Source organism: Mycobacterium gordonae (assembly GCF_002101675.1).
Taxonomy (GTDB): Bacteria; Actinomycetota; Actinomycetes; order Mycobacteriales; family Mycobacteriaceae; genus Mycobacterium; species Mycobacterium gordonae.
Genome location: NZ_LQOY01000151.1, coordinates 1 through 12,011 on the forward strand (window position 1 = coordinate 1; position 12,011 = coordinate 12,011).

The following is a 12,011-nucleotide window of genomic DNA, read 5'->3' on the forward strand; positions in this document are numbered from 1 at the left end:
GCCGGCGGATGCGGGTAACCACTTGGCATTGCAACTCCTAAGATCCATGTTGTTGCAATGACCGTATGAATTTGCCGTGCGAGTTGGACTCGTGAGCGCACGCTCAGCTTGGAGTAGATGTTGCTCAAATGCGCTTGCACAGTTCGCGTGGAGATGAAAAGACGCGCGGCGATGTCCTTGTTCGCCAGTCCTTGGCCCAACAGTTTCACGACGTTGAGTTCGGCCGGTGTCAGCGCAGCCGACCCCGTTGACGGTCGTTTGCGTTCGCCGCGGCCACGTCGTGCATGAGCGATCGCCTCGTCAACGGAAAGGGTCCCGCCCTGGGTCCAGGACTCCTCGAAAGCATTGTCGCCCATGACCTCCCGCAATCGGGTCACCGACGTGTCGTGGGCAGCGTCGTAGATCGTGAAGCGGACCTGACCGGCGCGGTCGCGAAGTTGCTCTGCTGCTCCGAAGTAGCGTGCGGCATCCCGGTAGGCACCGGCGTCCACCGCGAGCGTGGCCAGGCACTCGAGCACGTCGGGAATGACCAAGTGTCCCTTGAGCTTCGCCGCAAGCGCCAGTGCTTCGTGCGCATCGCGCTCGGCCTGGTCTCGATCATCCTGTGCGAGTGCGACGCGCGCCCGCGTCACCAGCGCCAGCATCAGATGCGCGCCGCGGGTCGCCGAGACGGCATCGTCGGCCCAGCGCCGCGCCACGGCCAGTTCGCCACGTGCGAGCGCAACCTGGGCAAGAGGGGTGACGTTGACGATCGCCAGTTCGGGCTGGACGCTCATTAGTTGCCAAGCCTTCTCGGCGGCGTTGGCGGACGCCTCCACGTCACCCGCCGCCAGGGTCGCGGCGGCCAACGCCGCGCAGGCAAAACCCTGGGCGAACTCGCCGAAGTCTGCCGCGCCATGCACAGCCGCCGTCGCGGCCGCCCGTGCTCCTGCCGTGTCGCCACCAGAGACGAGTAGGTGGCCCAAGCTGACGAGACTGGACACCCTCCAGTTGTCGTCATGCGCGGCTTCTGACTCGACAACGAGGTCGCGGAATTGCGTTATGGCGCCGCCGACGTCGCCTTGCCACCACTGCGCCAAAGCCACACACCAGCGGCACGTGCGCGAGTTGTAGCCGTCACCGATCGCCTCGGCAACATCGCGTCCTTCTTCGCCGGCCGCGAGCACCGCAGTCGGATCACCTTCTCCGGTGACCGCCGCGAAAGCCTGGAAACCAAGAATCTGGCTTAGGCTCCGGTCATCACCCAGTGCGCGGGCGAGGCCGAGTGCCTCATCAAAGTACGGGCGTGCGGCCTCGGCATCGAAGGCTGCTAAGCAGCCGCAAGCGGTGAGCGCGCGGACCAGCAAGGCCGGGTTGTCGAGTTCGCGAGCGATCGCCAGGGCTTCTTGTGCCTCCGCAGTGTGGTCGTGGATGAATTGCGCCGCGTCGAGCATGGCCCTGTCGGCCAGCGCCCTGGCGCGAAGCGCGGGCGGCACCTCCATGTGGTGCACCTTGACGTCGTCGAGCGCAGCTTCGAACCAGGCCGTACCCTCCTGCGCGCCGCCACGGGTGAGCCACAAGGGTTGCAACGCAGACGCGAGACGCAACGCGGTTGTGGTCGCGGTGTCGGTTGCGGTTTCACGGCACCACGTGAACGCTGCCCGCATGTTGTCCATCTCAATTACGGCCCGTTCGACCCGGCGCTGATGACCGGTGCGGCCGGGTGCTTCGAGTAGCGTCGCCATCGCGGAGTAGTGGTCGCTGTGGCGGGCGCGCACTTCGTCCGCCTCGCGGGACTCGCCGAGCTTTTCCAGCGCGTAATGGCGGACTGTCTCCAGCATTCGGTACCGTGTCCCGAAGGCGCTGTCTTCTGCTGCGATGAGAGATTTGTCGATGAGCAGGGTGAGTTGATCCAGGGCTTGGTAACTTTCGATATCGCTTCCGCCACAAACGGACTGCGCAGCTTCGAGGTCGAATCCGCCCATGAAGACCGCCGCTCGGCGGAACAGCACACGTTCGGGCTCAGTCAGCAGCGCGTGTGACCAGTCGACAGAGGCCCGCAGCGTCTGTTGGCGACGGACGGCCGTTCGGGCACCGCCCGTCAGTAGCCGGAAGCGATTGTGCAGGCTGTCGAGTATCTGCGTCGGCGACAGCGCCCGAACTCGTGCGGCCGCAAGCTCAATCGCCAATGGTATGCCGTCGAGGCGCTGGCAGATCTCCGTCACTGTCGCCGAGTTTTCCTCGGACACAACGAAGTCGGGTCGAACGTGACGGGCGCGTTCGGTGAACAATGCGATCGCCTCGTCGGCCAGCGACAGGGACGGCACCGCCCAGACGACTTCGCCTGCCACTCGGATAGGCTCGCGGCTGGTGGTCAAGATGGTAACCGCCGGGCAAGCTCCCAGCAGGGCAACGGTCAGCGAGGCACATGCGTCGATCACGTGCTCACAGTTGTCCAAGACGATGAGCATCTGCCGACCGGCCACGACCCGGGTTAGCGTGTCCATCGTCGACCGCCCAGCCTGGTCGGGCAGCCCCAACGCGCGTGTCACGGTGACCGGCACGACGTCGGAGTCGGTGATCGGGGAGAGATCGACGTACCACACCCCGTCCGCTAAATCGCCCACCACCTTTTCCGCGACCCGCACCGCCAGACGTGTCTTGCCCACGCCGCCGGATCCGGTCAGCGTCACCAACCGGTTATCGGCGATCAACTGCCGTACCGTCTCGATCTCGGTGCCGCGGCCCACAAAGCTGGTGAGCTGTGGTGGAAGATGCTGTTGTTTATCGGTTTTCGGGCCGCGTAGTGGTGGGAAGTCGATGCGAAGGTCGGCGTGACACAGCTGCGACACACGTTCGGGTCTCGGCAGATCCCGCAGCGGATGGGTGCCCAGGTCGAGCATCCACGCATCGGCGGGAAGCACGTCGGCGAGCAGGTCGCCGGTCGTCGCCGACAGGACCGTCTGACCGCCGTGGGCAAGATCGCGCAACCGTGCGGCACGGTTGATGGTCGGCCCGACGTAGTTTGCTTCGTCGCGGAGTTGTACCTCGCCGGTATGCAAACCGATCCGCAAACTGAGCGGTGAGAGCGGTGTGAGCTGCAGTTGCAGCGCAAACGCCGCGGCGTCGCTGGCTCGAGCGAAGGCGACAACGAAGCTGTCGCCCTCACCTTGTTCGACCGGGCGCACCCCGCGGTGGGCGGTGACCAGGTCCGTCAGCGCCCGGTCGAGACGAGCGACTGCGGCACTCATTTCGCCGGGCTGGGTCTGCCACAACCGTGTGGAGCCCTCGACATCTGCGAGCAACAACGTGACCGTTCCGGTGGGTAGCTCGCTCACGCCCAACTCGCTCCAGTCCAACGGTTGCGTGTCCGCGATTCTGTCGATCCCAGTCATGGTAACCAGCATGTAGCGACCTCAGGCAGCAATCATCGGCTGAAACACCTAGATGACCGCTGGGCCTGACGCATCCCAAGCTAGGTCGTTTGGCCGATGTTCTTTCGCCGTTCATGTCCGATAGTGAGTTTCACTGAACTTGAGGAGACAACGGATGGACACCCAGACCCTGATCGACGCCCACTTCACGACTGGCGTTCTGCATGGACACTACGACAAGCGTTTCGAGGACCTCGTCGCCGCGCTGGCCGACGAGGTCACTGGCGATGGCGAACTCGGCGCCGCGATCGCCGTCGATATCGACGGCGAGTTCGTTGTTGACGTATGGGGCGGGAATGCCGACAAAGCCAAAACCCGTGCATGGCGGAAAGACACGATCGTCAACGTCTTCTCCAGCACCAAGAATGTCACCTCACTGGCGGCGTTGATTCTGATTGACCGTGGGCTGCTCGATCCGTTCGCCCCGGTCGCGAAGTACTGGCCCGAGTTCGCCGCCAACGGTAAGGAGCACATCGAGGTGCGCCACATCATGAGCCACACCTCGGGATTGTCCGGTTGGGAGATGCCATTCACCCTCGACGATATCTACGACCGGGAAAAGTCCACGGCGCAGCTTGCCGCGCAGGCGCCGTGGTGGACACCGGGTACCGCGTCCGGATACCACGCCGTGACCAGTGGCCATCTCATCGGCGAAGTCATCCGCCGGATCACCGGCAAGACATTGAAACAGTTTGTGCGCGAGGAGATCGCCGAACCGCTCGGGGCCGACTTTCAGATCGGAGCACGCCCCGAGGACGATTCGCGGATCGCCGAACTCATCCCACCTCCGCCGCTCGATGTCCCGTTGGACGCCGTTCCTGGCGACCACCCGATGCGCAAGACGTTCGCCGCGATGCCACCCACTCCCGAGTCTGCCCTGGCAGCCGAAACACCGGCGTGGCGCGGCGCCGAGATCGGGTCGGCCAACGGCCACGGAAACGCGCGCTCGCTGGTTCGTGCCCTGTCTCCGATCTCGTTGAACGGCAATGTCAACGGCGTGCGGCTGCTGAGCCCTGAAACCATCGACCTGATCTTTCAAGAGCAAGCCAACGGCATCGATCTGGTGCTGGCCATGCCGACCCGGTGGGGCCTCGGATTCGCGTTGCCGCATCTCGAGGCGGTGCCCGACATCCCCGACGAGAAGATCTGCTACTGGGGCGGCTGGGGTGGCTCAATGGCGGTCATGAATCCGGAGCGCCGCACCACCTTCGGCTACGTGATGAACAAGATGGGACAAGTGACGTCGGCGGGAACCGAGCGCACCCGCAAATACACCAAACTGATCTATGAGGCCCTCACCTAGGTCCGTCGAGGGAAGTTGCCGTAGCCACCTGGCGAGCAGACACAAGATCGCACTTTGGCCGCGCCAAACGTGCGATTTTGTGTCTGCTCAGCGTCAGATAGGGTGGCGTGTCGTGCGCGTCCTGGTGATCGGCTCCGGTGCCCGAGAACATGCCCTCTTGCTGGCGCTCAGCAAAGACCCGCAGGTCACGGGGTTGATTGTGGCCCCGGGCAACGCTGGCACTGGCCGGCTGGCCGAGCAGCACGACGTCGACATCACCTCCGCTGAGCAGGTCGTCGCGCTGGCGCGCAAGGTCGAGGCCGACCTGGTCGTGATCGGCCCCGAGGTGCCGCTGGTGCTGGGCGTGGCCGACGCGGTGCGCGCCGCCGGCATCGTCTGCTTCGGGCCCGGCAAGGACGCGGCTCGCATCGAAGGGTCCAAGGCCTTCGCCAAAGAGGTCATGGCCGCGGCCGGAGTGCGCACTGCGGCCAGTGAGATCGTGGACAACCCGGCGCATCTGGATGCCGCCCTCGCGCGTTTCGGACCGGCTGCCGGTGACCCGGCCTGGGTGGTCAAGGACGACTCGCTGGCCGCCGGCAAAGGTGTCGTCGTCACCGCTGACCGCGAGGCCGCTCGCGCCCACGCCGCCGGCCTCCTCGATTCGGGTCATCCCGTGTTGCTCGAGTCGTTTCTGGACGGGCCCGAGGTGTCGTTGTTCTGCGTGCTCGACGGCGCGACCGTGGTGCCGCTGCTGCCCGCGCAGGACTTCAAGCGGGTCGGCGACGGCGACGTCGGCCCCAACACCGGCGGCATGGGCGCCTACGCGCCACTGTCATGGTTGCCCGACGATGTCTACCACGACATCGTCAGCCGGGTTGTGGAACCCGTTGCGGCCGAACTTGTCCGGCGCGGCAGCCCGTTCAACGGGTTGCTCTACGCCGGTCTGGCCATCACCTCCGACGGCCCCGCGGTGGTCGAATTCAATTGCCGGTTCGGTGATCCGGAGACGCAAGCCGTGCTGGCGCTGCTGGAGTCGCCGCTCGGACAGCTGCTGTATGCCGCTGGTAACGGGAAACTGGCTGACTTCGAACCGTTGCGCTGGCGGGACGGCTCAGCAGTGACGGTGGTGCTGGCGGCGGAGAATTATCCCGGGCGGCCACGCGTCGGAGACGTCATTGTCGGCTCGGAAGCCGATGGCGTCCTGCACGCCGGCACCGCCCGCCGTGACGACGGCGCAATCGTCTCCTCCGGCGGGCGGGTGTTGTCGGTCGTCGGTACCGGCGCCGATCTGGCCGAAGCGCGCGCCCGCGCGTACGGCATCCTCGACTCGATTCGATTGCCGGGCAGCCACTTCCGCACCGATATCGGGCAGCGCGCCGCCGAGGGAAAGATCAGCGTGTAGCCGGACAACCCCGCTATTGCTGGTACTGCGGACAGTAAACGGTGATCGCTGCGTTGACGCCCGCGGCGGCCTGCGCGGGTGTGACGCCGTCGTTGCCGGTCACCGTCGCCTGCACCGAATCATTTGGCGTGCCACCGTTTTGCAGGCTATTGCACACGGCTCGGCCGGTGGCGGCGGCCGTGCCCGGATCGGTGACGGTAAGACCGGGGATGCCGGACACCATATTGACGAAGGCCTGGTCCGGGTCGGGTGGCCGTTGCGGCGCAGGCTCGGGAGCTTTCGCCGGAGCTGGGGGCGCAGCGGAAGCGGCAGCCGGGACGGGCGCTCGCCGGGGTGCAGGTGGCGAAGTCGGCGCCGGGATTGACGGGGTTGATGGCAGTGCGACGGCCTCGTTGGCAGGTGCCGCCACCGGCGGCGCGGGCGCCGCCGGTGGCAACGGCGGTGGCGACACCTCCGAGGCGAAGTCGGGCTGCTCAGCAGCCTGGGCCAGCGCACGAGGGCTGACCTCGCTTCTATCGTCAAGCGGGTAGCCGCTGGCGGCGATGCCGGTGAGTGCGATCACCGTTGCTGCCGCCGCGAAGATCCGCCACCGTCGAGGGTGCGGTTTGGTGCCGTGAGCCTCTGTCTCGGTTACCGATCTGCGCTGGGGCCGGACCGCCGCGGGTCTGGGCATCGTGCATACCGAGGTGGCCGATTGACCCGCGCGGGCTGCGCGTGCGAAAGCCTGAGCGAAAGCAGTGCAGCGAGAGTATCGATCGGTGGGGTCCTTCGCGAGCGCTGTAGCAAGCGCCGAATCGAAAGGCGCCAGCAATGGATGAGTTTCCGCCAGCAACGGCGGTGGCGCACTCAAGTGGCGGCTGATTACCACGGCAGGGTTGTCGTGGGGGAACAACTGCGATCCGGTCAGCAGATGATAGGCGGTCGCGGCAAGAGCGTACTGATCGGCGCGGTGGTCCAGCGGCTCATCCGTCAATTGCTCCGGTGCGGCGTAGGGGAAGGTGCCGATCATCATGTTGGTCGCGGTGAGCCCGCTGCTGGTATCGCCTATGTTCCTAGCAATTCCGAAGTCGCTGAGCAGGATTCTCTGACTACCTTCATCCGGCTCGGACAGCAGTATATTGGCAGGGCTGACATCCCGATGCATGACGTTGTGGTGCTGATGCGCATAGTCCAGGGCACTGGCGATCGCCTCCACTATCGCAACTACCCGATCTGCCGGCATGCCCGCCGGATAGCGATTCCTCAATAGGCTCGCAGCATCGGTTCCGTCCACAAAATCCATTGAGATCCACAATTTTCCGTCAAACTCGCCGCGGTCATTAACGCGTACGATGTTCGGGTGCCACAGAGCGGCAGCCAGATCCGCCTCTCTGACGAAACGTCGCCGGTACTCGTCGTCGGCCGATATGTCGCCACTCAAGACCTTCAGTGCCTCCTGACGGGGTAACCGCGGATGCTCCGCGAGGTAGACCTCACCCATGCCGCCGCACCCCAACAACCGGATAATGGTGTACCCGGCAAACACCTCACCGGGCCTCAGTCCGATGCTCAAGCCCTGACGAGTTAACCCAATCATCGCACCGTCCCTCCGGGGCGCCGGGTCCATGCCCAGGCACTTACCTGCGATTACTCGTCCAATGATAGCCGCAATCTGCCGCGAACGACGACAAGAGTTTCCTATGAGTTCACCGTGCGTTAACCTTCGATTCACTGCCGGGGATGCAGCACGCCATCGCTTGGCAATCTAACTTTGAATTCAGGAAATAAAGTTCATATAATTGCGGCCTGACCATCACGGCGAGGGTCACTGGCCGCGAGATACCCCGCTTCGAGGCGCCAGATCGCTTGGCAACTCCCGAATGCGTTGTAGTCGTCCACGGTGAGCAGTTCGTGCCCGCGCTGCCGCAGCTCGTCCAAAGTTTCAGGCGGAAAACCGTTCTCGCAACTGACTTCCATGCCCTGCACCCAGCGGAACCGCGGGCCGTCGCAAGCTGCCTGGGGGTTCTGGCAATAGTCGGCGATACGCACCAGCACCTGCACGTGACCTTGGGGCTGCATGGGTCCACCCATCACGCCCAAAGTCAGCACCGGCGCGCCGTTCTTGGTGACGAAGCCGGGGATGATGGTGTGGTAGGGGCGCTTGCCCGGACCAACCTGATTCGGATGTCCCTGCGTCGCAGCGAAATTGGCGCCACGGTTATGCAGCGATATCCCGGTGCCGGGCACCACCACGCCGGAGCCGAAACCCATGTTGTTCGACTGGATCATCGACACCATCATCCCGGAGGCATCGGCGGCGGTCAGATAAACCGTGCCGCCACGGGGTGTTCCGGCCGAGGCGGGTCTGGCGCGCTCGGGGTCGATCAGCGCGGCCCGCAGCTTCAGATACTCGGGGTCGAGCAGTTGCGTTGCGGTCACCGTCATGTGGTCGATATCGCCGACATAGGCATGCGCGTCGGCGAACGCCAGTTTCAGCGCTTCGATCTGCAGGTGCACACTGTCGGCGGAATCGACTGGCAGCGAGGCCATGTCGAAGTGCTCGAGGATCCCCAACGCGATCAGCGCCACGATACCCTGGCCGTTGGGCGGTATTTCGTGGACCGTGTAACCGCGGTACTCGCCGTTGATCGTGCCCACCCAATCGGCCCGGTGCGCGGCCAGGTCGCTGGCGTGCAGGGCGCCGCCGTTCGCCGCCGAATGCGCTTCGAGTGCCGCCGCCAGTGTCCCGCGATAGAACTCCTCGCCGCGCGAAACTGCGATCTTCTCCAGCGTGGCCGCATGGTCGGGAAAGGTGAACAGCTCACCGGCTTTGGGGCTGCGTCCGCCCGGCAGGAACGCTTCGGCGAATCCGGGCTGGTTCTTGAACAACGGCACCTGAGCCGCCCACTGGGCGGCCACCATCGGCGAGACGAGGAAACCGCCGCGGCCGTAAGAGATTGCGGGCGCGAAGAGGCGCTCGAACGGAAGCTTGCCGAACTCGGCGTGCAGCTTCGCCCAGGCCGACACCGCACCGGGCACCGTCACGGAATTCCAGCCGGTGGGCGGAACACCCTGCGCGCCAAAGTATTCCGGTGTCCACGCGGCCGGTGCGCGCCCCGACGCGTTGAGCCCGTGCAGACGCTCACCATCCCAGACGATGGCGAACGCGTCCGACCCGATCCCGTTGGACACCGGTTCGACCAGCGTGAGTGTGATCGCGGTGGCGATGGCCGCGTCGACGGCGTTACCGCCGGCCGCCAGCATGCCCAGCCCCGCCTGGGCGGCCAGCGGCTGTGATGTGCAGACCGCGTTGGCGGCCAGCATGGGCGTCCGAGGCCAGCGGTACGGGTTGTTCCAGCCGAATGGTGTGCTCAGTGTGCTCACGCAGGCGAGCGTAACGGCGTACCGGCCGCAGCAACCAGAGGTTTCACGCCGTCAGCAGCGGAGCCATCCATGTCATCTCGGCCGGCAGCTGTGAACTCCAGAACCCGCCGTCGTGACCGCCCGGGGAGAAACCACCGGCCGGCGGATTCGGCAACTGAGCGATGAACTGCTTGGTCGCCGAGTAGAAGGGGTCACTGTCTCCGCAGTCGATCCGAATAGGGATTGAACTCAGAGCCGGCATGCCCCACACCGAATTGGCCGCGTAGTCGTCGGGCCCGTCGAAGGCGCCGGGCGCGGCCGCGCCTGGGGATGTCCACAGCGCGGGGCTGACCGCGCAGATCGCCGCGGTGCGTCCGGCGCCCAGCCGGCCACCCAGCAGCAGCGCACCGTAGCCGCCCATCGACCAGCCCAGAAAGCCCACCCGCGAGGTGTCCAGTCCGTGGCTGTCCAGCATCGGGATCAGCTCGTTGAGCACCATCGACCCGGCATCGTCACCGTCGGCCCGCCTGTGCCAGTAGCCGCCGCCACCGTCAACGGCGACCACCGCGAACGGCGGCAACCCGGCGTTGACGGCCTGGGCCAGGCCTTGTTCCACACCGCCGGCCATGACGGCCGCCGCATCGTTGCCTTTGCCGTGCAACGCGATGACCGGTCGCAGCGGTTTGGTCTGGCCCGGCGGGCGCGCGATCGCCCAGTTGGTCGATATCCCGCCCCGGGCGGCCGAGACGAACGAGCCCGTGAGCATGGTCGGGGCGGCCTGAGCGGGGGGTGCCGGATCTAGCGGCCGTGTCGGCGCCAATGGAACGTTTGTCCCAGTCCAGGAAACCGGCGCGGCGCCCGACGTACGGGGGTGAAACAGCACGTCGAGCGCATATGCGCCGCCCGCGCCGCATGCGGCGGCGGCTCCGAGGCGCAGCACGGCGCGGCGGCTGATGTCTGGCATGCGGCTCATCATGCCATGTTCGTTTCGCGAAAATGGCAATGCAGTACCACTTTGACTGGCAGCATGGGTGGACGTGACAGCAGCAGTTACTCCAAAAGGAGAACGTCGGCGGTATGCGTTGGTAAGCGCTGCCGCCGAGCTGCTCGGCGAAGGCGGGTTCGAAGCGGTGCGCCATCGGGCGGTCGCTCGGCGAGCCGGCCTGCCCCTGGCGTCTACTACCTACTACTTCTCGTCACTCGATGATTTGATCGCCCGCGCGGTCGAACACATTGGAATGATCGAGGTGGCGCAGTTGAGGGCCAGGGTCAACGCCCTGTCCCGTCGGCGCCGCGGGCCGGAGACCACCGCTGACGTGCTGGTCGACTTGCTGGTAGGGGACGTATCCGGGCCGGGGCTCGCTGAGCAGCTGATATCGCGGTATGAGCGGCATATCGCCTGTACCCGTCTTCCGGCCCTGCGCGACAGCATGCGGCGCAGCCTGCGCCAGCGGGCAGAGGCGGTCGCCGAAGCCATCGAGAGGTCGGGTCGGTCAGTTCAAATCGAGCTGGTGTGCACCCTGATCTGTGCCGTTGACGGCTCGGTGGTCTCGGCTCTGGTCGAGGGGCGCGATCCGCGCGCCGCGGCGATGGCGACGGTGATCGACCTGATCGAAGTGCTCGCTCCCGTCGATCAGCCGCCGGTGCGGGTCATCAGCACGTCGCTGGGCAACGACGGCGTCGCGATATAGCCGGTCGCCGCGTCGCCGTAGATGGTGATGTCGTCGGGACGGCGGTGTGCGTACATCGCCACATAGGCACAAACGACGGCATCGACGGGATCCTCCGCGCCCCGCAGTTCGCTCTTGCGTTGTGCGGTCAGCACGGCGCGGCGCAGCCTGGTCCACCCTTCGTGTTCGCAGACACGCAGGCCTACCCGCGCGCCGGCCAGTGTCTCGACGAGGTCCATCAGCCGCAGTAACTCTGAGCGCAGCCGCTCGATGTCGCGGCCCGGCTTGGCTTTGTACTTCAATGTGCGGGGCAGCCGGAACAAGGCCACCGTCGCCGCGTGCGGATACACCTCGAGGGCGCGTCGCGGCGCCTTCGAATACGGGTCCACGTCGAGGTTCAGCTCGGCGGCCAGCCGCGCGGCTCGTGGCCCGCCGGCGAATTCGGGTTTGCCGGTGTTGGACGGATGCGCCCCCGCCTCAAACCTGCGGAAATCGCGGTTCAGCGCGGTCTCGGCCGGGCGCTGTCCGGTCGGATTGGTCACCACCAGCGGCGCGTCGAAACCCACGACGCACTCACTTCGCAGGTGCGGGCGCAGCGCATTGAGCACTTCGTCGTCGGTGCGGACGGCGCAGACGTCGACGAGCACACCGCCCTCGTCGACGACGGCAATCCCGGTCGGATTGCGGCCCGCCCAGGCCAGGTCGACGCCGGCGAAGTGCATGGCGGCATCATGTCACTTCCGTCACTTTGATCTCTGCCGGAGTCGCGACTGTTTGTGCCCACCTCAGCGCGACAGGGTTGACGTGTCGCTGTGAGGCGGGCAAGAGAGTGGCGCCTGACGCAGGACTGCTGTGACAGTTGGGATTTGGCCGGTCGCCGGTAGGTGCGTCCCGCGCCCGAC

Annotated in this window: 8 protein-coding genes; 3 read left to right on the forward strand and 5 right to left on the reverse strand. The window is 65.9% G+C overall.

Translation table 11 applies throughout. The annotated features are described in order from the left end of the window. Window positions 1-3,386, reverse strand: a 3,386-nt coding sequence (locus AWC08_RS20750) for a helix-turn-helix transcriptional regulator (RefSeq protein ID WP_142283707.1), incomplete at its 3' end; no start/stop codon positions are given. Window positions 3,387-3,528: 142 nt separating this feature from the next. On the opposite strand from AWC08_RS20750, the gene AWC08_RS20755 reads away from it, so the two are divergent. Both AWC08_RS20755 and purD read left to right on the forward strand, forming a co-directional pair. Then, window positions 3,529-4,716, forward strand: a complete 1,188-nt coding sequence (locus AWC08_RS20755) for a serine hydrolase domain-containing protein (RefSeq protein ID WP_065132036.1) — start codon at window positions 3,529-3,531, stop codon at window positions 4,714-4,716. Window positions 4,717-4,828: 112 nt separating this feature from the next. Next, window positions 4,829-6,097: a phosphoribosylamine--glycine ligase gene (gene purD / locus AWC08_RS20760; RefSeq protein WP_069433810.1), complete on the forward strand. Its 1,269-nt coding sequence runs from the start codon at window positions 4,829-4,831 to the stop codon at window positions 6,095-6,097. A 13-nt stretch (window positions 6,098-6,110) separates the two neighbouring features. On the opposite strand, the gene AWC08_RS20765 is transcribed toward purD, so the two are convergent. From AWC08_RS20765 to AWC08_RS20775, 3 genes are all read right to left on the reverse strand, one after another. After that, entirely contained in the window at window positions 6,111-7,673 is a 1,563-nt protein-coding gene (locus tag AWC08_RS20765; protein WP_065136098.1) for a serine/threonine-protein kinase, read from the reverse strand. A 194-nt stretch (window positions 7,674-7,867) separates the two neighbouring features. After that, window positions 7,868-9,451, reverse strand: coding sequence for a gamma-glutamyltransferase family protein (locus AWC08_RS20770; protein ID WP_069433817.1), 1,584 nt, complete (start codon window positions 9,449-9,451; stop codon window positions 7,868-7,870). Between the two features lie 52 nt (window positions 9,452-9,503). Then, window positions 9,504-10,415 (reverse strand): alpha/beta hydrolase, encoded by a 912-nt coding sequence (locus AWC08_RS20775; RefSeq protein ID WP_069433809.1) that lies wholly within the window; start codon window positions 10,413-10,415, stop codon window positions 9,504-9,506. A 55-nt stretch (window positions 10,416-10,470) separates the two neighbouring features. Here AWC08_RS20775 and AWC08_RS20780 point away from each other — a divergent pair, with 55 nt between their 5' ends. Next, a complete protein-coding gene (locus AWC08_RS20780) occupies window positions 10,471-11,130 on the forward strand; it encodes a TetR/AcrR family transcriptional regulator (protein WP_142283708.1) in 660 nt (219 codons plus the stop codon). On the opposite strand, the gene AWC08_RS20785 is transcribed toward AWC08_RS20780, so the two are convergent. Continuing rightward, entirely contained in the window at window positions 11,073-11,831 is a 759-nt protein-coding gene (locus AWC08_RS20785; RefSeq protein WP_069433808.1) for a DUF429 domain-containing protein, read from the reverse strand. The two genes, AWC08_RS20780 and AWC08_RS20785, sit on opposite strands and share 58 nt — an antisense overlap. Window positions 11,832-12,011 lie beyond the last annotated feature (180 nt).

Excerpts from the sequence above, each read along its gene's own strand:
- AWC08_RS20755 (WP_065132036.1), top strand. The coding sequence starts at position 3,529 with ATGGACACCCAGACCCTGATCGACGCCCACTTCACGACTGGCGTTCTG.
- AWC08_RS20765 (WP_065136098.1), bottom strand. The coding sequence starts at position 7,673 with ATGATTGGGTTAACTCGTCAGGGCTTGAGCATCGGACTGAGGCCCGGT.
- AWC08_RS20775 (WP_069433809.1), bottom strand. The coding sequence starts at position 10,415 with ATGATGAGCCGCATGCCAGACATCAGCCGCCGCGCCGTGCTGCGCCTC.
- AWC08_RS20785 (WP_069433808.1), bottom strand. The coding sequence starts at position 11,831 with ATGCACTTCGCCGGCGTCGACCTGGCCTGGGCGGGCCGCAATCCGACC.